Raw genomic sequence first — 25,308 nt, 5'->3', positions numbered from 1 at the left:
CTCAAATAAAACATTTGCAAAGGGACCTCCCAACGATACGAACCTAGAATCATTAGGTTGAGGGGAGGCTTTTTTCTGTTCTTTACACTCACCTTTATGTAAGTAACTGAACAAAATGTGCATACTTACAAAATTGTAGCAAGCATTTTATACTCATAAAACAACAAACCTTCAAGGAGGATCCTACATTGAAAACTCTTGTAATCGTCACACATCCAGGCATCGAAACATCCGTCATCAATAAGCGATGGGTAGAAGAACTCAAAAAATATCCAGAAAAGTATACCGTACACGAATTGCATAAGGTTTATCCAGATGGAAACATTGATGTGGAAAAAGAACAGCAATTGATTGAATCGCATGGGAATCTTGTTTTACAGTTCCCGGTTTACTGGTTTAATTGTCCACCTCTCCTGAAAAAATGGCTTGACGATGTTTTTGCATATGGGTGGGCGTACGGTTCAAAGGGAGGCGATAAATTAAAGAATCGCAAAGCTGCATTAGCCGTGTCTGCCGGAATTAGGAAAGAAGATTATCAGGAAGACGGAAGATATCGATATACACTTGAGCAAATATTGACCCCTTTTGAAACAACCTTCCGCTACTGCCACGCGGATTATCGTTCATTCTTTGCGTATTATGGTGCAGAGACTGAGTCAGGGGAAAATGTACCTGGTCAAGAACTTGAGCCGATTGGTAGCGCATTGGATAAGAACGCGCAAGATTATGTGAAATTCGTTGATAGCCTGTAAGAATCCCTATGAAAAAAGAAGTATTTCCTCGTTTGGGAGATACTTCTTTTCCTGTTAATAACAATCGTTATGCCTGCTGCTTTACAGCCTTCTGAGGGGGTAAGCTGTTTGTCTCTCCCCAGTCGCACATCATATTTAACAACGGTATGAGAGATAGACCACGCTCTGAAAGGGAATATTCCACTTTGGGAGGGACTTGGGGAAATTCCTTGCGAATGATCAAGTCATCTGCCTCCAGCTCTTTTAACATCAAGCTCAGCGTTTTAAAGGAAATGGTACCGATACTTCGCTTCAGCTCATTATGCCGCATCACCTTATTTTCAGCTAGCCAATACAAAATGATCATTTTATATTTCCCGCCTATTAAAGACAACGTATATCCAAAGCCAGTGTCTTTCAGCTCCACGCCAGTCGGAACACAGGTTTCACGCACAATATACACTCTCCTTTGGGAAGTATAGGTTATAAATGCATATACTCTCCATACAATATTATGCAACTTTTTTTAATGTGATGTAAAGGAAGAAAACAGTGAGCCTTTCTGAGTTATTGCCAAAATTTCAAGCGTAACGTGTGCTGCTTCCCTTATTCGAAACGTAATAAAACGAAAAGGATTGAAACGATGCGCACGATGTATATGCATGGGTCATTCTTTATTAGCTTTTATACTTGCAGTTGACTTTGCCCTTAGGGGAAGGGGTATAAGTAGAATATCGATACGGAAAGAACAGTGGAGGTGAGCCTGTGCTATCAATCGGAGAATTCTCAAAGATATGTGGAGTGTCTACCAAAACGCTTCGCTATTATGCCGAAATAGGACTAATGAACCCGGACGAGATTAATCCTGAAAATGGTTATCGGTATTACTCCATCAGGCAACTGAAAAAGATGCTCTTCATCAACCGTTTGAAATCGTATCATTTTCCACTAGACGAAATAAAAGCCATTTTGGAATGGGAAGAAGATCAGGCGGAGGAGAAACTTGTTTCAGCCCTTCTTCGCAAGCAAAGGGAGATGTATGAAAAACGAAACGCTTTGGACTATACCATAAACCAACTGAACCATGATCTATCCAAAATGGAGCAGGGTATCCCCATGATGTCATACCTTGAGAACATAGAAGTACAGCTTGTGGAGACACAGCCAATCCATATTCTTTCTATACGCCAGATGATGACGAGTGATGATTATGCAACCGGGTATGGTAAGTATTTTAGTAAGCTGTATGAAAGGATTGCGACTGAAAAGCTCACCTTGCTAGGTACGCCGATGACAATTTATCACAGCCCTGAATTCAATCCTGCCGGAAACGATACCGAGTTTGCCCTCCCGATTGCAGAGGCTTTAAAGGGAACAAGAGATCTACTTGGGGGACTGTGTGCAAAGTCTGTATGTAAGGGTCCTTACTCAGAATTGACAGCGGTATATGCGAGGCAGAGGGAGTGGGTAGAAAATGAAGGCTATGAATTGGTGAGATCACCTTACGAAGTCTATGTAACTGCACCCGATCATGACAGCGTTCCGGAGGGGCTTGTTACGGAGGTGTATTTTCCAATCAGAAAAAAATGACATTCTCGTGTAGAGGAGGGAATTATCATGCAAAGAAGCGATTGGCCAACGACAGAATGGCAAGCAGTAGACCCGACCCTCTTGAACATAGACGCTGAAAAACTAGCAGAGCTAGACCCAATCATCAAATCCGCGTACAGCAACACAAACGGGATCCTTATTGTGAGAAATGGTTATATCGCCCATGAAAGCTACTATCATGGCTATGGACCGACAGATAGGCACCATGTAGCGTCTGTAACGAAAAGTATTCTATCTGCTCTCGTTGGCATTGCCATAGAGGAACGGTTTATCAAGAATGTCGATCAAAAGGTGCTGGAATTTTTCCCAGACTATGCACCCGACCATACTGATACACAAAAACAAGAAATCACCATACGCCATCTCCTCACGATGACAGCACCCTATCCTTTTGAGGACTGGCACGAACCACTGGATCAAATGTGTATGCAGTCCGATTGGGTAACATATACCCTGGATATGCTCGGGCAAAAGGGAGAGATTGGAGCGTTTAAGTATTCGACCGCTGGGGCGCACCTGCTTTCAGCCATCCTCACACGCAGCACAGGCAAAAGTGCCCGAGAATTCGCCAACGAACGCTTGTTTACGCCCATTGGCATGGAAGAAATCCCTGATTATGAAATGAAGGCGTTTGCGTTTGAAGATTTATTCGGGAAAGATGTGAGAGGATGGGTGAAGGATCCAAACAACAACTCCACAGGAGGGTGGGGGCTCACATTAACTCCCCGTGACATGGCACGAATTGGTTTGCTCTATCTGAATCGTGGCTGTTGGGGCAATCATCAGATCATTCCAGAGGTTTGGATAGATGAATCAACCGCGATGAATCCCAATCAATACGGGTACCTATGGTGGTTGCGTGAAGAGGATGGTGTTTTTGCATACGCTGCTCTGGGCGATGGCGGTCATGTTATCTGTTGCATCCCAGAGAAAAACCTCGTCGTAGCCATTGCATCGGAATTCATGACGAATTCTCGTGATCGATGGACGCTAATCAAGGAGCATATAATCGGGGCGGTAATCTAAGGGATCGAGCACGAATGGAAACAAGGAACCGGGGAGTTGCGGCTCACCCGGTTTAACTGTTAAACGATCGTTTAACTACACTTTACTTGGAAGCGTAATTTTCGGCAGCAATGCAAATGTAGTAGCTTAATCCCGTTTGCTGTTCTTCCAACATAGCGCGGTGGTACTCATCTGATAGGAAAAACCTTGACTGCTCGGCAAAAGCTCTCGCATCAATCGGATGGTCTTTTTGTAAAAAAGTAAGATGGTTTTCGATCGCAGAAACAACTGTCTCATCATCGATACTTTTGTTGTTTTTCAACGCTTCTGCCATAGAGGTCATGAAAGCAGTCGCTTCGGCAGCTTTTTCATTCATGGAAGCCACGTCCAGATTCTCTGTATCCAATTGAAAATCGTACGCTTCCTGCAAATGCTCATTTTGTTGAGTGAATGCCTGCTTCCATTCTTCTTCGTTTAATCCATCAAACATTTTCTCCGTGGACATATTTCCTCTCTTCCTTTCGTGTCGAATCGTTTCTTCTAAAGTAAGCAAGATGCGCTCCAATCGAAGCTGGCGTGCCTTTAACATTGCTTGCTGCTCACTTAGACAACGAAGTCTGTCTGGTTCGTGATCAAGTGCAGCTTTAATGCTGTCCAACGAAAAATCAAGCTCACGATAAAACAAGATTTGTTGTAACCGCTTGAGTTCATTCTCACCATAATATCTGTAACCATTTTCTGTAATGACTTCGGGCATCAGCAAACCAATCTTTTGGTAATGGTACAGTGTCTTGATTGTGGTACCAGACAGTTTGGCTACTTCGTTCACGGTATACAACATGGCGATTCACCTCCTGAAATTGAGTTTGCAGTCTGACCTTAGGTTGGAGTCAAGCGAAAAAAGAAAAGAGGAGTATGGCGGAAATCAAACGAATGTAAGCATATGAACCATATATTGGATGGGGGATTCGCATGACGAGGTTATTTCAGTTGGATTCTGAAGATGACATCGAGAAGGTAGTGTACCAGTTGCAGCAAATCGCACAAAAGGCGATGCACGAATACGACTTGGATGGGGAACAGATTCGTTTCAATCAACTATCCGACACATGCACGTTTGTGATAGAAACAGAGAAGGATGGTACCTATTTACTTCGCATTCACGGAAACAAGAACAGAAACGAAATTGATTCCGAGCTTGCTTGGCTCAGCTCTTTGCATGAAAAAATAGAGGTAGCGATTCCAACGGGAATAGAGTGCCGCAATGGTTCCAAGACAGTGAGCATCGATCTTGCGAATGGTGACTGTGTCCTCGTATCTGTCATGCATTGGGTCGAAGGCGAGCATGCAGATGAAGAACTTACGGAAGACCAAGTTTACAAAGAGGGCGTCCTGTTAGCAAAGCTTCATACAGTATCCCAGGATTTCCAATTGACTCCTGAATTTGTACGTCCGATCTGGGGAGAAGATAGCTTCAAGGAGTCCTTGGATCGTTTGAAGGAGCATTACCAACGGTTTCTGACAGACGAAGAGTTCAAGCTATATGAATTGGCGGCGGATAAAATACTCACTTGTCTTGCCAAATTGGACAAGAATAGCAGCAACTATGGAATCATTCACGGCGATTTGCACCAAGGTAACATCGTTTTTCATAACGGAGATCCTCGTCCGATTGATTTTGGAAGATGTGGGTTTGGCTACTATCTTTATGATATCGCCCATACCATTTTGGGTTTATATCCAGCACAAAGAGAGCTAGTCATAAAAGGCTACGAGAGTTTACGAAAACTAGAAGGGGACTGGCTCCCCACATTAGAGATCTTCGCGGTGATGGTCATGATTGAAAATTATAGTCATCATGCTCCTGATCCCAGGGAAACCGAGGGGCTAAAAGAAGAACAGCCCTATGCAATACCTATGATCAAAAACTACTTGAACGGCAAGCCATTTCTTTTTCATTCAAAGGCGGAGAAGTAGAGGAAAAATGGATGAGCTCAGCAAAAAGCCGCCGATAAAACGGCGGCCGTTTCCATTATAGTACTGATTCAGCAAGAATACGAGCGATCTGATCGCTGTCCTGTTCTCTGTACACATAATCATGATAATGCGGGTGGTGAATACTTACCCAGCCATGTTCGATAGCCTTTTTGTAGTAATGCTTTGCACGGTCCTCTTCACCACTCAGATAGAACAAGCAAGCAGCATTCCAATACAAGGCCGGATCTCCATCCCAATCCCAGCCTTTATCAAGTGCTTGGGCATAACTCCATGCGGCGCGGGCGTAGTCTTTTTCCACGCCATATTTCAGATCGCCACGCATATAGTGGTTGCCGTTGACAAGGAAATTGTTTAAAGGAAGGTTCCATCCGAACAGAACCGGGAAATCCGCGAGCAGCTCGAAACCGACAGACAAGGCTGTTCGCTGTGAACCTATATTATTTGACCAGCACTGCCATCCGACTCTTTTGATTCCGCGTTGTTTGGCTAGTGAGAGAGCACCCAATGCTGTCTTTCGAGCCCATCCGTTACCCCGATAGTCTTCATCGGTTTCTATACCCAATTCACATTCGTCTTCTACTACCCAATCCGTCATGCACCAACTAATAATGGTAGGCCCCTCATCGGTATCTTGAATCGCGGCACAACCGAAGCCTTTGTTTTCATAGGCTTCTATGGATGGCCAGTTCTCTGCTATTTCATCGATAACATCCTCAAGACCTACCAATTCTTTACGCTTCAACAAGGTGCTGTCTATCGGGACAATATGATCGTCAGCAGGAGGGGACAGATCCTGTAAATGGTGAGTAAAGATCATTCGCCCGCTTCTCATAGGTAATATATCTTTCATCACGATATCGAGAATGTCATTCCACTTCTCATCCGTTGGATAAAACAGGACGTAGTCAAGCTGTTCATCAGCAGCAAGCTGCGGTAATAGCTCCTCTTTGAGCAATGCATTCACTTCTTCAAAGAAGAGGGGATTATCAACACTGCCACCTAGAAAAATACCTTGGGGGCTAGTCAACAAGGCTGATCTCGCGTCATTTGACAGGAATACTCTACCGGGAATAACACCTGCAATGACCCCTTTGATGGATACATGATGCTTCAACGCTTCGAACAGATTGGTCGCGCTATGGAAGCAATCGGTTGTGAGTTCCGTACCTTGAACCATCTTTTGAGCAAACATTTCGTTCATTTCCTCCCATAGCATATGAGAGAACGGATGAAATTATCGTTTGGAACCTCTCATATGCTTTTCCATTTGTTTTTGCGAATCCAAAACATCATCACTCCTTTACCTGTAGTAGGGCGCGAATCTTTGGGGTGTTTGGTGCCTGCCCCCATGTTCATTATGGATGTTTATCCAAATATTACAAGAAGAAAAAACACATCTGTTTTTTCACGATGTACATGAGGAAGTAATTTACATAACTTAATTATGGTAAACAAAACATCGAACACTCGCAAAAAGACTTTGCATACAAAAAAGGCAGCGGTAGTCTAGGACTTTTCCCGTCCAAAGCTACTCCTGCCTTTTTGAATTATCCTTCCTGGCGCAAATGACAAGCAAGCTGTAATTTCAGCAAGTCTTCCGGATTTCGCAAATCGATATGAAGAAGCTCCTCGACTTTGCGCAATCGCTGATACAACGTATTGACGTGAATATGCAGCTCTTTGGCGGTGAGTTGAGGGGATTGACTGCATTTCATATAAGTCATGATCGTCTGTTCCCATTCCTGATATTTTTCCGGGTCTTGCAAGAAAGGGGCAAAAACATCTTGAATGAATGCATCAATATCGGCCTGACTTTGGTTCAGCATGAGGCGATTGACACCCAGGTCTTTGTAGTGCACTACACCAGAACGGCTGCGGTTGGTCAAATAGTGAGCGGCTTTCTTGGCTTCTTCATAGCTTTTGCTGATTTGCTCAATCCCGCTTGCCTTACTTCCCACGCCAATCGATAACGATGCTTCCTTACCAAGTTCCCACTCATAAGACGCCTGTTGCAGTCTCTCGCGGATGTTCTTGCCATCTCGGGAGCCGAGAGACCGGATGAGAAGCGTGACATGGTTATGGAATCCGTAGACAAACATCTGTGTTTTACTGAACGCCCATTTCCAACGGGTAATGAGCCGGTGAATGTTTGCTTCTAGCAAAGCCAGATCGTGGCATTGCGTCAGATGGGCATAAACTACGTAATATTTTGCTTGCGGCTGTAGCCCCATCGAACGGGCGCGGTCATACAGTTCATTGCCTTTGCTTGCGATCAGCTCTTGAAAAAGATCGTGTGCTCGCTTGTACAGCACGGAGCTGATCGATTGTTTTTTCACCAAATCGAGAATGAGCACAGCACTCCCTTGCTCAACCGTCATTCGCGCGAGATCAGATAGCCCATGTTCGTCTAAGGGAAGCATGAGACATCCGAGAAAGATGCTCCCATTGATTAGTGGATACAAGCAGAACAGTTGATCGTCACCAGAAGCGGGAGAGAACAGATTGACGGAAACAGGCTGTCTTCTTTTGTTCAGCAAAGTATACAGTTCATCCCAGCTGAAAAATAAAACACTCTTTTCAGGATACATTTTCTGCTCAAGCCAATCGGCAAAAAAAATGGAATGGCCTGTCATTTTGCCGAGGGTTTTTACGATTGTTTCCGCCCCTTTATTTTGCAGGGACAACTGCTTGATGGATTCATGTAGATGGTTGCGCTGTATCAAATCATCGTGCTTGGCTTGCAGTTGGGCGCTAATGGCAGCCATATGTTCATACGCTTGTTTGACTTCAGCATAGAGCTCGGCGTTTTGCAGGGCGATAGAAGTTTGGTCTGCGAATCCTTGGAGGAGATCGAGGTCATACTCGGTAAACACATTTTCTTGATGAAACTGATGCAGGACCAGCACGCCAATACGCTTTTCTTCACGTGTTATTGGTACGCATAGCAACCCATTCAAATCTCGCAATGTTTTTGCGTGGTTCAGGGAATGAAAGTTGTCAGCGGAGATGTCCTTCATCCCGTGGGTTGTTTCTTGGCTGGTTTTGTACATGCGTGGGATTCCGTCTTCAAACACTTTGCCCGCGATGGATTCGCCAACCCGCATTTTGAGATCCTTGAACACCGTATCATGAAAACCGACAGTCGCTTTCGGAATCAATCGGTCGATAGTGGGATCATACAAGTGCAAGAGACCTGCGTCAGCGGCCGGGATAACAGCCAGTGCATTACCAATGATGCCACGGATGATTTGGTGTACATCGAGAGTAGCAGATATCGAGCGAATCCCTTCAAAGAGCTTCTTGCTTTCCTCCGCTGTGGCAGTCATTTTTTCTTCAGCCAACAACAGGCGAATCCCGAACCACAGTAGTTCCCATTGGTCAGAGGTAAGGATGACCGGTTGGTTTGCTTTATGTGCAAGGTAAATAACGGCTTGTCCTTCCTTTTCGTAGAAAAAACGGTACATCTGTTGGGCATATGTATATCGCATGTGGCTAACATCGTTGTCACAGCGAGGTACTCTAATAGGGGGAATATTCGTGGTAGCGTTTTCATGAAAAGAAGAGAAAATAAGCCGAAAATGTCGATCACGCGATAATTGGAACCAGATCGAAAAAGGCTGTTCGCCAAACCATTCGTGCAGCTTTTCAAGCAGGAGCGAAAATGAATTCATCCACGTGTCCTCCATGTAGAGAAATACACATTACTAGTTGGAAATAAGTGTCTGTATATACATTGTATTCATAATTTTTGCTATATACAATACTTCTATAAGATGCGGAAGGTGGGAGACGATTTGACAGCAACCTACAATAACTACATCGATGGAGCTTGGGTGACGAGCCATACTGGACAGGTTTTCCCTAGTACGAACCCTGCCAATACAAATGAGGTTCTCGGTTATTTTCAAAAATCGGACGGGCTGGATGCACGTTCTGCCATTGAAGCTGCTGCCAATGCTTTTGGTGCATGGTCGCAAAAATCGGCTCCCACACGTGGAGAATTCTTATTTTCCCTCATTCACTTATTGGAAAAACACAAAGAAGACCTCGCAGAAACGATCACTCGTGAAGTCGGAAAAACATTGCGGGAAGCGAGAGGCGAGGTTGCCAAGACAATCACCTCCATGAAGCAATTGACTGGGGAAGCCACTCGCTTGACAGGTCAAACGGTGCCTTCCTTTGATGAACGGGTAATTGGTTACACGGTGCGAGAGCCGATCGGGGTTTTCGCGATTATTGCTCCATGGAATTTCCCGCTGGGGATTGGCTTGTGGAAGATCGTCCCGGCTATCCTCGCTGGCAATACAGTTGTGTTCAAGCCGGCGAGCAACACCTCCTTGATTAGCGTAAAGCTGATAGAGCTCCTGATTGAGAGCGGCGTTCCGAGTGGAGTAGTGAACTTGGTAACAGGACCTGGTGCGGTAATCGGTGATGAATTGGCGAATCATCCACTGGTCAAAGGAATTTCCTTTACGGGTTCTTCGGAAGTGGGACTGGCCTTGGGGAGAGCAGTTGGTGCCAGAGGAGGCAAGATTCAGGCGGAGATGGGCGGGAAAAATCCGGCGATCATTCTCGCGGACGCTGATATAGACCTCGCTATCGATTCTATCGTACTGAGTGGATTCTTCGATAATGGCCAACGTTGTACGGGGACCAGTCGCGTATTGGTCGTTCCCGAAGTAGCCGAACAGGTAAAAGCAAAACTAATCGAGCGAGCGAAGGGCTTGAAAATCGGGAATGGTTTCGATCCAGACAATCATAACGGTCCAGTAGTGGACGAGCATCAGCTCAATTTGTATCTTCATTATGTACAAAAGGGTATCGAAGAAGGTGGCGTACTGGAATGTGGGGGTAAGCGTCTGTTAGAAGGTGATCTTGCCCAGGGGTATTTTGTCGCGCCGACGGTGTTTACTGGCATTACTCAGGAGATGACGATTGCCAACGAAGAAATTTTTGGCCCTGTGATCGCCGTGATCGATGTGGATTCTTTCGAACATGCTATGCAAGTGGCTAACCAGGTTGAATTTGGCTTGTCCTCCACGATTTTTACGAACGATTTACAAAAAGCGTTCCAATTTGTCAAAGGCATTCAGTCAGGTGTCACGCATGTCAATATGCCGTCGACTCATTTTGAATCACAGTTTCCGTTTGGTGGCAAAAAGATATCTGGGTTGGGTCCGAGAGAGCAAGGGGAGTCAGCGCTCGATTTTTACGTCGAGACAAAAACGGTTTATATTCGGCCATAAGTATAAGTATAGGGAAAGCAGGAGGAGCGAAGATGGAAGCGATTGGTGTTATCGGCATTGGTGCAATGGGGAAAGGAATGGTCTGCAATCTGTTGCAAAAAGGCTACCACGTGTATGCCTATGATCCAAGTCCGGCAGCAAAAGCCTGGGCGAAGGAAAAAGGAGCGATAGTCGTCGAGTCTCCACAGGCAGTGGGTAGCGTAGCACGTGTCGTTTTCACTTCGCTTCCAGGTCCTGCGATTGTAGAGGAAGTCATGCTGGGTGCGAACGGACTTTTCTTATCATTAGGGGCTGGCAGTTTCGTATTTGATACAAGTACGATCGATCCTGCTACAGCAAAACGTCTGAATCAGCACGGCGTCGAAAAAGGGATCTACTACTACGATTGTCCGGTGAGTGGAGGACCTGCGGGTTCTGTGGCCGGAACGTTGACCATTATGGTCGGCGGAGATGAAGCAAAGCTTCCAGAAATCATGGACTATCTCAGGGCAATTGGAAAGGAAATTTTTTATCTGGGGGAATCCGGAGCTGCACAAGTGGCGAAGCTTTGCCACAACTCTGTCGTTGCCGTCATCACAGCAGCGTTGGGCGAGGCGTTCAGTGTCGGTGCAAAAGCAGGAGTCGATCCACACAAGCTGGCAGCCGTCATGGACAAAGGCTCTGCCCATAATCGTGTGCTCTCCGTTTTTGGGCCTAACATCTTGTACGGTACGTATGAAAATACGGTCTTTTCATTGGATCATATGCACAAAGATTTGCAGCTCTATGCGCAAACCGCACGTGAACAACAAGTGCCTGTACTCGTTGGAGGAACGGTTGCACAAATGTATGAGGCAGCGAAAGCACAAGGCAAAGGTAGCTGGGATTCGAGTGCCGTCTGTACCGTGACGGAGGAGTTGGCTCATACAACGATTGCGCGATAAAGGTTTGATGAAAAAGTCGACAGTTCCTTTTCATAAAGGAATTCTGTCGACTTTTTTCTGTGGAAAAGGGGTGCTGATTATCATTATCAATTAGCTCGAGCTTATTATAAGGTTCCTTTTTCGAGAGTCAACTCTAATTGTTCTTGGCATACAGTAGTGCGTAGTGCTGTTGACAGCCTCAGACAGGGAGTCTAGCATTAATCATCATATCCGAAGTGAGAGAAAGGAGTGAACGACGTGCAAGAACTATCCGCAACACAACTGATCCAATACCTGCAAGAAAGGGAGTCGGTCGCTCTTTTTGTCTATACACCGATGTGTGGAACCTGCAAGCTCGCAGCACGTATGCTCGGCATCATGCAAGAAACATTACCTACCGTTCCTCTGTATCAGCTCAACATTAATACGGCGCCTGCATTGGCAGAACAATGGCAAGTGACCAGCGTACCCGCCTTGCTCATTTTTCACAGAAATGAATTGTTGGAACGGCATTATGCCATCCAGTCCGTTGGATTTTTATACGATGTACTGAAACCTCTGGCCTAGACATACACCTATTTCCTTCGCCATGAATATGACAAAGAGAGAAGAAATGCGAAGGAGGAGGCGTATGCAAATCCACGTGGTGGAAGAAGGACAAACCTTAGCGAGCATCGCCGAGACGTACGGCACAACGCCGGAAGCGATCAATAAGGCGAATGAATTACCAGATCCCAATAAGCTGGCAACCGGACAGGCGATGGTGATCCCGATTGTAGGAAGCTACTATTGGGGCAAACAAGGAGATACGTTGTATACCATCGGTCAGCGTAACCAGATCAGCGCAGCAGAGCTTGCTCGCGTAAATGGGATTTCTCCCTATAAACCGCTACAAGTTGGGCAAAAGCTATATATCCCGCCTCGCCCTAGACGAGCGGCTGATTTCAATGCGTATGTGGAACCGCGCCGCACTGTCCCACCAGCGATGGAAGCGGATGTTCGGACGGCTGCCCCTCATCTTACGTATTTGGCACCGTTCAGCTTTCGCATCAAACGGGATGGAACCCTACAACGACCAAATCTGAACAACTTTCCGGCGATCGCAAAAGAAAACCAGGTCCTACTTATGATGGTCGTGACGAATTTGGAAAAAGGTCAGTTCAGTACGGAATTGGGCGCACTCATCCTGAATGATCAAGAACTCCAGAACAAATTGTTGGATAATATTCTCGCGACCGCCCGTGAGTTGGGAATGGGGGATATCCATTTTGATCTGGAAGCATTGCCCACAACTGGGGCAGAAGCGTACGCAAACTTCTTGCGAAAAGCAAGGGACCGCATACACGCAGCAGGGTTGATGATGTCTGTTGCGCTCGCACCGAAGACGAGTGCCGAGCAAGCAGGCAAATGGTATTCCGCCCATGATTACAAGGCGATAGGAGCGCTTGCCGATTTTGTCGTGATCATGACGTATGAATGGGGCTATAGTGGAGGTCCTCCCATGGCGGTTTCTCCGATCGGACCGGTGCGGCGTGTCTTGCAGTACGCCATTACAGAAATACCAGCCGAGAAAATTTTGATGGGTCAAAATCTGTACGGATACGACTGGACCTTACCATATGAGCGAGGAACGACAGCGAAAGCTCTGAGTCCGCAAGCGGCAATTGCTTTGGCTGCACAGCATAATGCAGTGATCCGGTATGACTATCGCGCGCAGGCTCCTTTTTTTACGTATACCGATGATCAAGGCAAGCAACATCAGGTGTGGTTTGAGGATGCGCGGTCGATCCAAGCTAAGTTCAATCTGGTTAAACAGCTTGGTTTGAGAGGCGTCAGCTACTGGAAACTCGGTTTGCCATTTCCGCAAAATTGGCTGTTGATCGAGGAGAACTTTCGCGTCCGTAAGCGTGCATAGTCATCTGGCGTACATTCCATCGTGGGTTGTACGCCTTTTTTTTGGATGAAAAATCATGGTATGATGAAGATGACAGTAAGGAAAAGGGGAGAAATCATGGGAGAATGCAAATTGGATCACAGCCATGAGGACGTACTCAAAAAACTGGCAGAACAAGCTCCACATCTGTCGGAGTTGCGTGTGAGTCAATTCAAAAATCAGTTGAATGGCGAACACAGCCAAGAGCGTCTAAACGAGCTGTTTCATTTATTGAAAAAGTATGACCTGGCAAGCCCAGAGGAGCGCGAAGAGCGTGAGAAACAAATGGATCACTTGTTTGGCTAAGCTTGATACATACATTTTTCGTATTGCCCCCTAGTGGGAGAATCAGGCTGGAACCATGGTTCCATGCAGCGAGGAGTAACGATGGACGACAGACTCTATTATCAGGATGCCTATACAAGAACGTTTTCGGCCCAGGTGACGAGAACTGGTGTTGAGCAAGATGGGACACCTTACGTGGTACTGAATCAAACGGCATTTTACCCTACTGGAGGCGGTCAGCCTTCCGATCTGGGTGTATTGGAAGAGATTCGTGTGGTAGATGTGGAAGAGCTAGATGGCGAAATTCGTCACCGACTGGAAGCTCCCTTGTCCGAAAGCATAGCGGAAGTAACGGGTCACATCGATTGGGACCGCCGCTTCGATCATATGCAGCAGCATGCTGGTCAACACATTTTATCTGCGTCCTTCCTGGAAGTGGTGCAAGCGGAGACCGTTGCCTTTCACTTGGGCAAAGAACGTGTCACCATTGATGTACGACTGGATGAGTTGACAGCGGATGTATGGGAGAAGGTAGAAAAGCGAGCGAATCAGATTGTTCTGGAAAACCATCCCATCATTGCGCGGTTCGTTGATGACGAAGAGTTGGCAACGCTACCATTGAAAAAACAGCCGACCGTTACTGAAAATATTCGTGTCGTGATGATACCTGATTTTGATTACAACCCATGCGGAGGCACACATCCAGCGCGTACGGGCGAAGTCGGGATGATCAAGATCTTGGGCTGGGAGCGACACCGCGGAAACATTCGTCTGGAATTCATCTGTGGCTGGCGAGCTTTGCGGGACTACAACCAAAAGCAGGCTGTCGTTCGTGATACGGCGAAGCTGCTCGCTACCAATGAAGGGGAACTGATCGCACAGACGGAACGCCTCCTTGCAGAACGCGACGCCTTGAAGGCAAAATTGGCAGAAGTGGATAAGCAACTCGTAGAAGTGGAAGTCAATCAACAACTATCTGCTGCTAGCCAACTCGGTCATTCTCGCCTCATTATGCGTACCTTCACAGACAAAACCATTCAACAGCTTCAACAGTTCGCACAGCTGGCTACTGCTCTGGCGCCAGATGCGATTTGCCTTTTGGCGGCTACTACCGAAGACAAAATGCAAGTCGTGTTTGCTCGTGGGCAAGAAGTCAACGTAGCCATCAATCAAGTGTTGAAAGAAACCTTGCCGGTCATAAACGGAAAAGGTGGGGGAAATCCTGCCATGGCACAGGGTGGCGGTCAGTCAGTAGTGGATGCGGAAGAAGTATTGCTGCATGCTCGCAAACTGCTGGAAGCCTTACTAATGTAAATGAACTCGATTCAATAAAAGGAGGAAACCGCGATGAACTGGAATCCGGGAGATATCGTTCGCGTTACACAGCGAACGGGTGAATATATTACAGAAGTATTGGAAATCCACGATTCGAAGCTGCTTGTAAAAGTGTTGGCAGTTACCAAATACCCGACGCAAGGCGATTTGCATTCTTCCTATGAAGTAGAGGTGCCGCTGTTTCACCAGCGTCCAGCACTCTCTTACATGGAGAAATTCATGACGCCTATCCAAGGTGTCATTCGCTATAATGGCGCGATTCCAGACTATAAGGAATCTGTGCGTCAGGCGATGGAGAGAGAAATGGAAAAGCTTGCGAAAATGGCAGCTTGGGCAGAGCGTTGTCTTTTTGAGCTGGAAAAGATGCACAAGGAAGCCTTTACAAACACGAAATAGAGTGTTACTGTAGTACTCGAATGTACGACAATTGCATAGCTTTATTACCAAACGGGAGCCAAGCAACGTTGGCTGAGATTGTAACGAGTGTGTTACTGACCGTTGAACCTGACCTGGGTCATGCCAGCGGAGGAAGAGGTATTTGGAATCAGTATCACGTGTTGCATCCGAGCGGAACTATGCTTGTTTGCGTGCATGCATGATAAGATCTCACTCAACCATCCGAGGCGGATGGTTTTTTTATGCCATTCGTCCCGTGAGATGGGATGGGTATACGGCTTCTTCTGTTTGTCTGAATCGACTCAGGCAGGCGGGAGAAGCCGTTTTTTTTCCAGTAGAAGGAGGTAATCAATGATTGTTCAGCTGAATGGGAAAAAAGTAGAGTTGGCGGAAGAGATCACGACAGTGCGGGCCTTGCTCGCTTCTTATTCCCTGCAAGAGAAGATTGTCGTCGTGGAGCGAAATGGTGAAATTATTGACCGCTCAGCGTACGAACAAACACCGATTGCAGACGGAGATCGCATAGAAATCGTTCATTTTGTCGGAGGAGGATGATCATCATGATGGATACATTGAAAATTGGACCTTACGAGTTTCGTTCCCGTTTGCTTCTCGGGACAGGTAAATTCGCTGACTTGGATACACAAGGGAAAGCAGTAGAGGTGTCGGAAGCAGAAATTTTGACATTTGCGATTCGTCGCTTGAATTTGGAAAATCCGCAAGAACCAAACTTTTTGGAACAACTCGATTTGAAAAAATTCACCCTGCTACCAAATACAGCAGGTGCCTATACAGCAGAAGAAGCAGTGCGCATTGCCCGTTTGGCTAAAGCATCTGGCCTGTGTGACATGATCAAGGTCGAAGTTATTGGAGACCCGAAAACACTTCTCCCCGACCCGATTGGCACGCTCGAGGCTTCGAAAATCTTGGTGGAAGAAGGCTTTATCGTACTGACCTACACCAATGACGACCCGATTCTTGCTAGACGTCTGCAAGAGGTTGGCGTACATGCGGTTATGCCAGGTGCGTCACCAATTGGCTCCGGACAAGGGATTGTCAACGAAAACAACCTCCGCTTTATTATCGAGGATGCCAAAGTACCGATAATTGTGGATGCAGGAATTGGCTCGCCAGCGGACTGCGCGAAAGCGATGGAGCTGGGTGCTGACGGTGTCTTGTTGAATACAGCAGTCGCCCTCGCTGAAAATCCTGTCCTGATGGCAGAAGCGATGAAGCTCGGAGTGGAAGCAGGTCGCAAAGGCTTCCTGGCAGGCCGTATCGCGAAAAAGCGTTACGCGTCCGCAAGTAGCCCGATTGAAGGGATGATTGAGTAGAGTGGATCGACTGACAGAAGCGGTAGAATCCATTGCCAGCCGCAAAGAAGAGCTGTTCGCATTATTGGCAGAGCTCGTTTCTCATCCGACTGTAAGTCCTCCCGCGCGAAACAGCGATGCCGCACAAGGAGTAATCGCCAACAGACTGCAAGCGATGGGATTCGAGGTCGATCGCTGGACGGTATATCCAGGAGACGACAATATCGTCGGTCGGTTATCAGGGATTGCTTCTACACAGGCAAACAGCTTGATTGTCAACGGGCATATCGATGTAGCTGAAGTCGGAAATGACACGGGGTGGAACTATCCACCTTTTGCTCTGACACATGGCAAGGATGGACGCCTGTACGGCCGTGGAGTTGCGGATATGAAAGGCGGACTCGCAGCGAGCTTGTTTGCGATCCAAATGCTGCGCGAACACGGAGTGGAGCTCCAAGGTGATCTGCTCTTTCAATCCGTCATCGGAGAAGAAGCAGGTGAAGCGGGGACATTGGTCGCTATTGAGCGTGGCTATCAGGCTGACTACGCCGTTGTAGTGGATACGAGCAATCTCCAAATGCAAGGGCAGGGTGGGGTCATTACAGGCTGGATCACGATTGAGAGTCCGACGACGCTGCATGACGGAATGCGCGCGCAGACGATTCATGCAGGCGGACGCGTTCGGGGAGCTTCTGCCATTGAAAAAATGATGAAGGTGATCACCGCACTACAGGAGCTGGAGCGGGACTGGGCTGTCATGAAGTCCTACCCCGGCTTCCCGGCAGGTAGCAATACGATCAATCCCGCAGTCATCGAGGGAGGTCGTCACGCTGCGTTCATCGCAGACCGTTGCGCTCTATGGATTACCGTTCATTTTTATCCGAACGAATCCCACGAAGAGATTATTCGAGAGATCGAGGACCACGTCGGGCGTGCAGCAGCAGCTGATCTTTGGTTGAGAGACAATCCGCCAACATTCCGCTGGGGTGGACGTTCGATGATTGAGGAGCGCGGTGAAATCTTCCCTTCACTGGAGTTGGATACGAAACATCCGGGGTTGGCAACGCTGCAATCCGCATATGAAAGTCACATGCATCAAGCGCCTATCGTTAATATGTCGCCTACGGTGACCGATGCAGGCTGGTTTGCGCATGGAGGCATTCCGGCTGTCCTATTCGGACCCGGTGAGTTAACGCATGCACATGCCGTTGATGAATCGATTGATCCTGACCAGCTCGTTCATTTTGCCCAGATTATGGCCCGATTTATGGCCACCTGGTGCAATACCCCAAAGGAAGCGAAGGAGTGAGTATCGCATGACAACCTTTACTGAGCGTTTGAGAAAAAGTGTAGCCCCGATCTGGGAGCGTGTTCATCAACATCCATTCGTCACCGGACTTGGCGATGGCAGCCTGCCCGTTGGTGCATTCAAATATTACATGAAACAAGACTACATCTATCTGATTGATTACGCGAAAATGTTCGCGATTGCGAGTGTGAAGGCGTACGATCTGGAAACAAGCTCTCGCTTCGCTGCTTTGCAAGAATCGACGCTGAACACCGAGATGGAGCTGCATCGTCAATATGCCGAGCGCTTTGGTATCTCTCGCGCGGAGCTGGAAGCGACAGAGCCTTCGTTTGTGATGCTCGGGTACACCAGCTACATGCTGCGTGTCGCTCATCAAGGGTCGTTGGCAGAATTGGTGAGTGCCCTACTCCCATGCACATGGAGCTATTGGGAGATCGGCAAGCGCTTGGCTCAAGTAGAAGGAGCGCTAGATCACGAACTGTACGGTGAATGGGTGCGCATGTACAGCTCCGATGAGTTTGGTCAGTTGGCGATCTGGCTGATTGATATCATGAACCAATTGGCGGAAGGTAAGAGTGAGCAAGAGCTGGCCAAACTGGAAGAGTATTTTGTCAACACCTCCAAAATGGAGTACATGTTCTGGGACATGTCCTACAGAGAGGAAATGTGGCCGTGGGAGAACAACTAGCTTTCGCCGACGTCAGCTTTTCGTATGGCGACAAGCAGATTCTTGATCATTTTGATCTGCGTGTGGAAAAAGGGGAGTTTGTCAGCTTGATCGGTCCGAGCGGGATCGGGAAAAGCACCTTGTTTCAACTCATCGCAGGTCTTCTTGAGCCGGGACAAGGCGAAATCAGGCTCGGCAGTGTACCGGTAGCAAATCGTTTGGGGCAGGTCGGCTATATGCCCCAACGTGATTTGCTCATGCCATGGCGTACGATTGTCGAAAATGCAGCTTTGCCGCTAGAAATCAAAGGTATGACGAAAAAAGAAGCGCATAAGCGTGCCAGACAGCAATTGCCTAGGTACGGGCTTCAGGATTGGGCTGACAGCTATCCAGCTCAGCTTTCTGGTGGAATGCGTCAGCGAGTTTCCTTTTTGCGCGCGTTGTTTTCTGGTGCAGAGATGATGCTATTGGATGAGCCGTTTAGTGCATTGGATGGAATTACGAGAATGGACATGCAAGAGTGGCTGATGGAAAAGTGGCAGGAAACAGGCAGTACGATGCTGATGATTACACATGACATCGACGAAGCCATTTTACTTGCAGATCGTATTATTGTGCTTTTAGGTAGTCCGATCACTAAGCCGATCGAATTAACCGTTCCGGTGAGCAGACCACGAACGGTGAGCAGTCGCAACCAAGCTGGATTTTTGGCATTGCGTGAACAAATTTGGGAACTGCTTCGACAGGATCGCCAAGCAGCAATGAAGCCGTTGAGGAGAGAAGCATGATGGGGAGAGGCATTTGGTTTGGCATCTCCATCGCCATTTTTCTCTTGGCGTGGGAAGCTGGTTGTCGCTTCTTCGGAGTGCCGCCATTCATTTTACCGCCGCCTAGCGCTGTGGTCGTATCGTTGTGGGATTTACGTACCTCTTTAGTAGGCATACATCTTTGGGCGACGTTAAAGGAAGTGTTACTGGGGCTATCGATCTCGATTGTATTTGGAATCTCCCTTGCATTTGCGATGATTCGCAGTCGGATTGTGGAGCGCTTGGTCTATCCGTATATCGTCATCTCCCAAACGATCCCCCTTATAGCATTATCACCCGTATTCATTTTGTGGTTCGGGTATGATTTATCTGGAAAAATCGCTGTTACGATTCTGTTTACTTTCTTTCCGATCGTCGTCAACACGTATGATGGACTTCGCTCAACAAACAAGGAAATGCTCCAGCTGTTAAAAACGATGGGGGCAACGAACGGACAAATTTTCACCAAGCTGCAACTCCCGTCGAGCTTACCCCATTTCTTCAGTGGTCTCAAAGTGGCAGCTACCTACAGTGTGGCTGGGGCGACGATTGGGGAATGGCTGGGAGCGAGCGAGGGACTCGGGTACTTTGGCAGACGGGCATCTGGCAATTTTCAGGCTCCCGCGTTGTTTGCTTCGGTCCTGTTGCTCTCCATTCTAGGCATGCTGCTGTTTTGGCTGGCTGGACGAGTCGAACGTCATTTTTCCCCGCATATGAAAATCAAAGGAGAACAACAATGAAACCTTTCAACAAATGGACGAAAGCATTTATGGCACTCACATTGGCAACAGGTCTTGCTGCTTGCGGCAATCAGGCGAGCACCGATGCTGGTCAGACGCAAGCCCCTGCTGATAAAGGAGCGGAGCCGACTGAGCTTACCATTGCGCTCGATTGGTATCCGAATGCTGTACATTCCTTCTTGTATGTCGCTGAGGAGCAAGGCTACTTCAAAGACGAGAACCTCAAGGTGACCATGCAAATGCCTTCAGACAGCAATGATCCGTTGAAGATGGCGGCTGCGGGCAAAGTAGATTTGGCAATCAGTTATCAACCACAGCTCATCCAAGCTCGTGCCGAAGGAGTCCCTGTCGTATCTGTAGGTGCACTTGTTCGTCATCCGTTAAACGTGATCATGACGCGCCAAGACAGTGGAATCGATACTCCACAGAAGTTGGCTGGAAAAAATATCGGTTATCCATCACTTCCACTTGATGAATCGATCGTACGTCAAGTTGTGAAGCATGGTGGTGGCGATGATTCCGGACTGACCTTCACGGATATCGGCTTTGACATCGTCCCAGCGTTGACGGCCAAAAAAGTCGATGCAGTGGTAGGTGGCTATATCAACCATGAGCAACCGATATTGGAGAAGCACGGCGTTCCAGTCAATGTGTTCAAGCCTTTTGAGTTTGGTGTTCCAGACTACTATGAGCTCGTATTGGCGACAAGTGACGAGACTTTGGGCAAAAAACAGAAAGCTGTGGAAGGTTTCCTGCGTGCGATTGGCAAGGGACAGGACTATGTGAAAAATAATAAGGAAAAGGCACTCGATTTGTTGTTTACCAAACAGGCTACGGATTTCCCGCTGGAAAAAGACATTGAGACCAAGAGCTTGGATATCCTCATTCCGTTGATGGATGCGGGAGAAAAGCCTTTTGGATACCAGACGGCCGAATCTTGGCAAACACTGATTGATTGGATGAAAAAAGAGAAGCTGATAACAACTGACATCAAAGCAGAAGAGATCATGCGCGATCTCGTGAAGTAATCAGTAAAAAGCACCCCTTTGCACGCTCTTGAGAGTCTACTCTCCATTGGCGAGACAGAGGAGGTGCTTTCTCTATGATGTCTTCCTTTTAGGAGCAGAGGGGGAGGCAAAGTTCTGCTGTCATTCCTTTTCCTGTATCGCTTGTTAACAGCAGGTGTCCATGATGAGCGGCAGCAATACGTGCAACCATAGGCAAACCGAGACCATGACCATTGTGTAAGGGAGATTTTCTTTTTGACGAATAAGGCAATTCCACCAAGTCAGGCAGCATGCTTTGTTCTATGCCTTTTCCGTTGTCAGTGATAATCAGAAGAGCATTGCGCTGGTTGGGTGACAGGCTCGTTTGTACGTGGATGTGACAGCCTGATGGGTTATGCGCGATGCTGTTTTGGACTAGATTCGTGATGGCGCGGACAAGAAGTTTCTCATCGCCCATCACGAAGCATTGCTCAGTCGTGACATCCAGCTCGATGGTAAACGTCTCTGCCAAATCATTGTTCAAAAAGTCAGTGACAATTTGCCGCGCAAGTGTCGATAGCCGAATCGGTTTGGTGTGAATGGGCTGCATTTCGTATTCCAGCATGGAAACGAGATTCAAGTCGCTGACCAAAGACCGGAGCTTTTCCCCTTGCTTTCGAATAATGCTTGCTTTTTGCTGCTGCTCGTAAGGCACCGCATTGCTCTCTTCCAATTCACTCGCATACCCGAGCACCATCGATAAAGGCGTGCGTATATCATGGGAAATTCCTGCGATCCAGTTCGAGCGTGCTTCGTCTCTGGCTTTTAGCAAAGCGTTCTTCTCTTGCAGAAGCGACGATGCATGATTAATGCTTCTAGCAATCCCGCTGAACATTCCCTTTGCCTCGACATGTGTATGCTGATCTTCAGACAGAGCGTGAATGCCGCTAATCAGAGGGCGGATTGCCCGAATGAGTCGAGAGCCAATGAATAGCGAGAGAAGAGCGGCGAGTATGATATTTCCGAAAAGCAAAACCAGTAATCGATACGGCAAATCGCTTATCCAACTGATCGGGAAATGAAACTGGTACTTGCTGAGACTGTCCTTCGGGTAGCCCACGACGACCAGCCCCATCTCATGCTCCCAAACAAAAACAGGATAGTCCTGTAAGTAATTTCGCGAGAACTGCGCCACTTCTGCCAGAGAATAGGTGCGGGGCAATTGGTCCGGTATGGCGTAGTCCCAAATGACCTTCCCATCGTTCGCAATCAGCATGGCCCAAGCCTGGCTTTTTTGCAACCATTCTTGTGCATTCGCTTCCAACGTATAGTGGGAACCGTTCTTGTAGAGACCTTCTGCGACAGCCTGTGTGACGTGAATGGGAGGAGATCCTTCGTTCATGCCTTTGAAAACAAATGTGCCGAGAATGATGTAATTGACGATAAGCAAAAAGACGGCGATCAGGATAGAAGCACCTGTATAACGACGTAAAATCCGTGCGGCTCCATCCATCTACAACTCTTCCTTTACAAGTAATTTGTATCCGAGTCCTCTTACCGTCAGCAAATATTCTGGGGTGGACGGACATGGCTCGATCTTTTCGCGAATGCGCCGCATATGAACCATCAACGTGTTTTCATACCCGTAGTAATCGTCACCCCATACGGATTGGCACAGGGCATCGCTCGTGACGATTCGTCCCCGATTTTCATAGAGTTTTCGCAAGAGTGCGTGTTCCTTGGCGGTCAAAGCGTACTCGTGGTGATCTCTCGTCACGATTGCCGCCTCCAAATCGATTGTACTCTCACCAAGCTGGAAAACGGGCAGACGATCGATTTGGGGAGGAGCGTAAACGCGTCGTAAAATGACCAGGAGACGAAGAACGAGCTCGCGCGGCAAAAATGGCTTCACGATATAGTCGTCAGCGCCCAGGCCAAGTCCGAGCAATCGATCTTCATCTTCGCCTCTCGCTGACAGAAAAATGACAGGGATTTGCGAGAAACGACGGATCGAAGTCAAAAGTCCAAATCCATCTCCATCAGGCAGCATGACATCCAGGATCGCGACATCTGGCTTGTCCGAAGCACATATCACTAACGCCTCTTTATAACTACCCGCATGAAAAATCCGAGAGAATCCTTCCTTACGCAAAAATCCATCAATCATATTTCTGATTTCAAGCTCATCTTCCACGATGAGCACTTTTTTCTGTTTCCACTCTTCCATATTGAATCACCCGTATTCATTATACTCGTACGATTTGTGTGTTCTACCCACTCGGAGTCGATTTAAGGTTGTTGTAAGATTCTTGTCAGCTTATCGACGGGTTGGGACTCTATGATTTCGTAGGAGAGACCAACAGATAGGAGCGAGAAAAGATGAATACGGTGATTCGAACAGAAAACCTTTCAAAACGCTATGGAGGGGTCTATTCCGTCGAACGGGTGAATCTTTCGGTAGGAGAAGGGGAGGTCTATGGCTTCCTCGGTCCAAATGGTGCGGGAAAATCGACGACTCTTAAAATGCTGTTAGGATTAGTCAAGCCGACTGACGGGAGTGTGTCCATATTCGGGAAGGATTTTAGCAGGAACCGACTTGAAATTTTGAGTCAGACGGGTTCCTTGATCGAGGCTCCTTCCTATTACGGTCATCTTACCGGTCTGGAAAATATGCGCGTTATGCAGCGGTTGCGAGATGTCCCCAACAAACATGTAGAGAAGGCTTTACAAATCGTCCGTCTGGAAAAACAACAGAACAAAAAAGTAGATCAGTATTCGCTTGGGATGAAGCAGCGACTGGGAATTGCCATGGCTTTGCTGCATTTTCCAAAGCTCGTCATTCTCGACGAACCGACAAACGGTCTGGACCCGGCAGGAATCGGTGAAATTCGGGAATTGATTCAATCGTTGCCACACCAGTATGGAATGACCGTCTTGCTTTCCAGCCATCTGCTCTCGGAAATCGAGCAAGTGGCCACATCCATCGGCATTATTCACGGGGGGAAACTGCTGTTCCAAGGGAGTAAGGAGCAGCTGCAAAGGAATAGTCAGCCTCATGTTTGGATGAAAACGCAGGACAATGAAAAAGCGAGAAAAGTTCTTCAAGATATGGAGTTTTCTCCAAGTCTCCAAGATGGCTACCTGGTCATGGAAGGCATGGGGGATAAGGAGGTAGCGCAGACAAACCGGGCGCTGATTATGGCGGGCCTTGATGTTTATCGCATTGAAGAGCACAAAAAAAGCCTAGAGAGCATTTTCCTCTCCCTTACAGGCAAGGAGGGGAGCTTGTAATGAGGACGCTTTGGCTTGAGTTTTATAAAATTCGACATAAGCGCTTGTTTCTCATGCTAGTCATTCTTTTGAGCATCGAACTAGCATGGGGGTTTATGGCTGTCAGTATCTCCATGACAAAAAATCCGGATGCCGCAGCGTGGAGCGCCATTCTGGTCACGATTACAGCCATGAATGGATTGTTTTTGCCGATCGGTTCGGCTGTCATTGTTTCACGGATTTGTGATATGGAGCATAAAGGGCGTACATGGAAGCTGCTGATGGCTGCCTCTGTCAGCCAGAAAGCGGTTTATGCGGCAAAATTCGTCTCTGCGACTGTTTTGATGGGGAGTGCCGTCATTCTACAGACATTGGCGATCGTTGCATTTGGCATTGGCTATGGTTTAGCAGAGCCCGTCCCTATTGGCCTATTACTCCGCTTTGTAGCGGGGACTACGCTGACGAATCTCGTGGTGATTGCTCTGCAACAATGGATATCTCTCGCCATCAAAAATCAGGCATTTAGCCTATGCCTCGGGATGATCGGGGGATTCATTGGCATGACAGCGGCCTTGTTTCCGCCACAAGTCGGACGCCTTTTCATCTGGTCGTACTATGTAGACTTTTCGCCCGTTACGTATCAGTACGTGAACGAAACCATGCTGTTTACTACACGCGAAGTCGGCGTTCATTTGCCGATCATCGTCGTACTCATGGGCATCGCATTCTACCTAGCTGGGAGCATTCACGTATCCCGGCAAGACATATAGGGAGG

The 25,308-nt window shown here is 47.5% G+C and carries 26 protein-coding genes and 1 riboswitch; of the genes, 20 read left to right on the top strand and 6 right to left on the bottom strand.

Annotated features, from left to right (window positions below):
* Window positions 1-188 precede the first annotated feature (188 nt).
* Window positions 189-752 (top strand): NAD(P)H-dependent oxidoreductase, encoded by a 564-nt coding sequence (locus tag PMI05_RS28285; protein ID WP_007729387.1) that lies wholly within the window; start codon window positions 189-191, stop codon window positions 750-752.
* Window positions 753-819: 67 nt separating this feature from the next.
* Here the strand turns inward: PMI05_RS28285 and PMI05_RS28280 are convergent, their stop codons facing one another.
* A complete protein-coding gene (locus PMI05_RS28280) occupies window positions 820-1,185 on the bottom strand; it encodes a helix-turn-helix domain-containing protein (RefSeq protein WP_007729385.1) in 366 nt (121 codons plus the stop codon).
* A 311-nt stretch (window positions 1,186-1,496) separates the two neighbouring features.
* Here PMI05_RS28280 and PMI05_RS28275 point away from each other — a divergent pair, with 311 nt between their 5' ends.
* Window positions 1,497-2,321, top strand: coding sequence for a MerR family transcriptional regulator (locus PMI05_RS28275; protein ID WP_007729382.1), 825 nt, complete (start codon window positions 1,497-1,499; stop codon window positions 2,319-2,321).
* Window positions 2,322-2,348: 27 nt separating this feature from the next.
* Window positions 2,349-3,368: a serine hydrolase gene (locus PMI05_RS28270; protein WP_007729378.1), complete on the top strand. Its 1,020-nt coding sequence runs from the start codon at window positions 2,349-2,351 to the stop codon at window positions 3,366-3,368.
* A gap of 82 nt (window positions 3,369-3,450) precedes the next feature.
* Here PMI05_RS28270 and PMI05_RS28265 read toward each other — a convergent pair whose 3' ends face one another.
* Window positions 3,451-4,188: a MerR family transcriptional regulator gene (locus PMI05_RS28265; protein WP_007729375.1), complete on the bottom strand. Its 738-nt coding sequence runs from the start codon at window positions 4,186-4,188 to the stop codon at window positions 3,451-3,453.
* 131 nt (window positions 4,189-4,319) lie between these two features.
* Here PMI05_RS28265 and PMI05_RS28260 point away from each other — a divergent pair, with 131 nt between their 5' ends.
* Entirely contained in the window at window positions 4,320-5,324 is a 1,005-nt protein-coding gene (locus tag PMI05_RS28260) for a phosphotransferase enzyme family protein (RefSeq protein WP_007729372.1), read from the top strand.
* Between the two features lie 55 nt (window positions 5,325-5,379).
* On the opposite strand, the gene PMI05_RS28255 is transcribed toward PMI05_RS28260, so the two are convergent.
* Window positions 5,380-6,537, bottom strand: coding sequence for a GNAT family N-acetyltransferase (locus PMI05_RS28255; protein ID WP_007729369.1), 1,158 nt, complete (start codon window positions 6,535-6,537; stop codon window positions 5,380-5,382).
* Window positions 6,538-6,892: 355 nt separating this feature from the next.
* Complete coding sequence (locus PMI05_RS28250) at window positions 6,893-9,016, bottom strand: helix-turn-helix domain-containing protein (RefSeq protein WP_007729366.1); 2,124 nt, start codon at window positions 9,014-9,016, stop codon at window positions 6,893-6,895.
* 102 nt (window positions 9,017-9,118) lie between these two features.
* Between PMI05_RS28250 and PMI05_RS28245 the strand changes: the two genes are divergently transcribed.
* From PMI05_RS28245 to PMI05_RS28180, 14 genes are all read left to right on the top strand, one after another.
* Window positions 9,119-10,591: an aldehyde dehydrogenase family protein gene (locus PMI05_RS28245; protein ID WP_039961550.1), complete on the top strand. Its 1,473-nt coding sequence runs from the start codon at window positions 9,119-9,121 to the stop codon at window positions 10,589-10,591.
* A 32-nt stretch (window positions 10,592-10,623) separates the two neighbouring features.
* Entirely contained in the window at window positions 10,624-11,514 is an 891-nt protein-coding gene (locus PMI05_RS28240; protein WP_007729360.1) for an NAD(P)-dependent oxidoreductase, read from the top strand.
* Window positions 11,515-11,751: 237 nt separating this feature from the next.
* Complete coding sequence (locus PMI05_RS28235; protein WP_007729355.1) at window positions 11,752-12,060, top strand: thioredoxin family protein; 309 nt, start codon at window positions 11,752-11,754, stop codon at window positions 12,058-12,060.
* Window positions 12,061-12,124: 64 nt separating this feature from the next.
* Window positions 12,125-13,408: a LysM peptidoglycan-binding domain-containing protein gene (locus tag PMI05_RS28230; RefSeq protein ID WP_007729354.1), complete on the top strand. Its 1,284-nt coding sequence runs from the start codon at window positions 12,125-12,127 to the stop codon at window positions 13,406-13,408.
* A 96-nt stretch (window positions 13,409-13,504) separates the two neighbouring features.
* Entirely contained in the window at window positions 13,505-13,732 is a 228-nt protein-coding gene (locus PMI05_RS28225) for a hypothetical protein (RefSeq protein WP_007729352.1), read from the top strand.
* A gap of 81 nt (window positions 13,733-13,813) precedes the next feature.
* Complete coding sequence (locus PMI05_RS28220; protein WP_007729351.1) at window positions 13,814-15,025, top strand: DHHA1 domain-containing protein; 1,212 nt, start codon at window positions 13,814-13,816, stop codon at window positions 15,023-15,025.
* 33 nt (window positions 15,026-15,058) lie between these two features.
* Window positions 15,059-15,442, top strand: coding sequence for a kinase-associated lipoprotein B (locus PMI05_RS28215; RefSeq protein ID WP_007729350.1), 384 nt, complete (start codon window positions 15,059-15,061; stop codon window positions 15,440-15,442).
* 41 nt (window positions 15,443-15,483) lie between these two features.
* A riboswitch (TPP riboswitch) is annotated at window positions 15,484-15,594 on the top strand.
* A 199-nt stretch (window positions 15,595-15,793) separates the two neighbouring features.
* Window positions 15,794-15,997: a sulfur carrier protein ThiS gene (thiS, locus tag PMI05_RS28210; RefSeq protein WP_007729348.1), complete on the top strand. Its 204-nt coding sequence runs from the start codon at window positions 15,794-15,796 to the stop codon at window positions 15,995-15,997.
* Window positions 15,998-16,002: 5 nt separating this feature from the next.
* On the top strand, window positions 16,003-16,776 hold the full coding sequence (locus PMI05_RS28205; RefSeq protein ID WP_007729347.1) for a thiazole synthase: 774 nt from the start codon (window positions 16,003-16,005) through the stop codon (window positions 16,774-16,776).
* A complete protein-coding gene (locus tag PMI05_RS28200; RefSeq protein ID WP_039961547.1) occupies window positions 16,769-18,064 on the top strand; it encodes an acetylornithine deacetylase in 1,296 nt (431 codons plus the stop codon). The genes PMI05_RS28205 and PMI05_RS28200 overlap by 8 nt, the downstream gene beginning before the upstream one ends.
* A 7-nt stretch (window positions 18,065-18,071) precedes the next feature.
* Entirely contained in the window at window positions 18,072-18,752 is a 681-nt protein-coding gene (tenA, locus tag PMI05_RS28195; protein ID WP_007729343.1) for a thiaminase II, read from the top strand.
* Window positions 18,737-19,519, top strand: coding sequence for an ABC transporter ATP-binding protein (locus PMI05_RS28190; protein ID WP_007729340.1), 783 nt, complete (start codon window positions 18,737-18,739; stop codon window positions 19,517-19,519). The genes tenA and PMI05_RS28190 overlap by 16 nt, the downstream gene beginning before the upstream one ends.
* Complete coding sequence (locus PMI05_RS28185) at window positions 19,519-20,277, top strand: ABC transporter permease (RefSeq protein ID WP_039961545.1); 759 nt, start codon at window positions 19,519-19,521, stop codon at window positions 20,275-20,277. Before PMI05_RS28190 ends, PMI05_RS28185 begins: the two co-directional genes overlap by 1 nt.
* Entirely contained in the window at window positions 20,274-21,305 is a 1,032-nt protein-coding gene (locus tag PMI05_RS28180; protein ID WP_007729333.1) for an ABC transporter substrate-binding protein, read from the top strand. The genes PMI05_RS28185 and PMI05_RS28180 overlap by 4 nt, the downstream gene beginning before the upstream one ends.
* An 88-nt stretch (window positions 21,306-21,393) precedes the next feature.
* On the opposite strand, the gene PMI05_RS28175 is transcribed toward PMI05_RS28180, so the two are convergent.
* Window positions 21,394-22,776: a sensor histidine kinase KdpD gene (locus PMI05_RS28175; RefSeq protein WP_007729331.1), complete on the bottom strand. Its 1,383-nt coding sequence runs from the start codon at window positions 22,774-22,776 to the stop codon at window positions 21,394-21,396.
* Entirely contained in the window at window positions 22,777-23,490 is a 714-nt protein-coding gene (locus tag PMI05_RS28170) for a response regulator transcription factor (protein WP_007729329.1), read from the bottom strand.
* Window positions 23,491-23,642: 152 nt separating this feature from the next.
* Between PMI05_RS28170 and PMI05_RS28165 the strand changes: the two genes are divergently transcribed.
* Both PMI05_RS28165 and PMI05_RS28160 read left to right on the top strand, forming a co-directional pair.
* Entirely contained in the window at window positions 23,643-24,554 is a 912-nt protein-coding gene (locus tag PMI05_RS28165) for an ABC transporter ATP-binding protein (protein WP_007729327.1), read from the top strand.
* Window positions 24,554-25,303 carry an ABC transporter permease gene (locus PMI05_RS28160; RefSeq protein ID WP_007729325.1) on the top strand — a complete coding sequence of 250 codons (750 nt, stop codon included), beginning with the start codon at window positions 24,554-24,556 and terminating at the stop codon, window positions 25,301-25,303. Before PMI05_RS28165 ends, PMI05_RS28160 begins: the two co-directional genes overlap by 1 nt.
* Window positions 25,304-25,308 lie beyond the last annotated feature (5 nt).

Origin of the sequence: Brevibacillus sp. BC25 (genome assembly GCF_000282075.1) — a bacterium.
Taxonomy (GTDB): Bacteria; Bacillota; Bacilli; order Brevibacillales; family Brevibacillaceae; genus Brevibacillus.
Note: the sequence above shows the minus strand (reverse complement) of the source record. Positions and strands in the feature narration are given on the sequence as shown.

Bases quoted from the DNA above. Each gene is read 5' to 3' on its own strand.
- PMI05_RS28270 (WP_007729378.1), top strand. From the start codon at position 2,349: ATGCAAAGAAGCGATTGGCCAACGACAGAATGGCAAGCAGTAGACCCG.
- PMI05_RS28265 (WP_007729375.1), bottom strand. From the start codon at position 4,188: ATGTTGTATACCGTGAACGAAGTAGCCAAACTGTCTGGTACCACAATC.
- PMI05_RS28260 (WP_007729372.1), top strand. From the start codon at position 4,320: ATGACGAGGTTATTTCAGTTGGATTCTGAAGATGACATCGAGAAGGTA.
- PMI05_RS28255 (WP_007729369.1), bottom strand. From the start codon at position 6,537: ATGTTTGCTCAAAAGATGGTTCAAGGTACGGAACTCACAACCGATTGC.
- PMI05_RS28250 (WP_007729366.1), bottom strand. From the start codon at position 9,016: ATGAATTCATTTTCGCTCCTGCTTGAAAAGCTGCACGAATGGTTTGGC.
- PMI05_RS28245 (WP_039961550.1), top strand. From the start codon at position 9,119: ATGCGGAAGGTGGGAGACGATTTGACAGCAACCTACAATAACTACATC.
- PMI05_RS28240 (WP_007729360.1), top strand. From the start codon at position 10,624: ATGGAAGCGATTGGTGTTATCGGCATTGGTGCAATGGGGAAAGGAATG.
- PMI05_RS28230 (WP_007729354.1), top strand. From the start codon at position 12,125: ATGCAAATCCACGTGGTGGAAGAAGGACAAACCTTAGCGAGCATCGCC.
- PMI05_RS28225 (WP_007729352.1), top strand. From the start codon at position 13,505: ATGGGAGAATGCAAATTGGATCACAGCCATGAGGACGTACTCAAAAAA.
- PMI05_RS28220 (WP_007729351.1), top strand. From the start codon at position 13,814: ATGGACGACAGACTCTATTATCAGGATGCCTATACAAGAACGTTTTCG.
- PMI05_RS28215 (WP_007729350.1), top strand. From the start codon at position 15,059: ATGAACTGGAATCCGGGAGATATCGTTCGCGTTACACAGCGAACGGGT.
- thiS (WP_007729348.1), top strand. From the start codon at position 15,794: ATGATTGTTCAGCTGAATGGGAAAAAAGTAGAGTTGGCGGAAGAGATC.
- PMI05_RS28205 (WP_007729347.1), top strand. From the start codon at position 16,003: ATGATGGATACATTGAAAATTGGACCTTACGAGTTTCGTTCCCGTTTG.
- tenA (WP_007729343.1), top strand. From the start codon at position 18,072: ATGACAACCTTTACTGAGCGTTTGAGAAAAAGTGTAGCCCCGATCTGG.
- PMI05_RS28185 (WP_039961545.1), top strand. From the start codon at position 19,519: ATGGGGAGAGGCATTTGGTTTGGCATCTCCATCGCCATTTTTCTCTTG.
- PMI05_RS28180 (WP_007729333.1), top strand. From the start codon at position 20,274: ATGAAACCTTTCAACAAATGGACGAAAGCATTTATGGCACTCACATTG.
- PMI05_RS28175 (WP_007729331.1), bottom strand. From the start codon at position 22,776: ATGGATGGAGCCGCACGGATTTTACGTCGTTATACAGGTGCTTCTATC.
- PMI05_RS28170 (WP_007729329.1), bottom strand. From the start codon at position 23,490: ATGGAAGAGTGGAAACAGAAAAAAGTGCTCATCGTGGAAGATGAGCTT.
- PMI05_RS28165 (WP_007729327.1), top strand. From the start codon at position 23,643: ATGAATACGGTGATTCGAACAGAAAACCTTTCAAAACGCTATGGAGGG.
- PMI05_RS28160 (WP_007729325.1), top strand. From the start codon at position 24,554: ATGAGGACGCTTTGGCTTGAGTTTTATAAAATTCGACATAAGCGCTTG.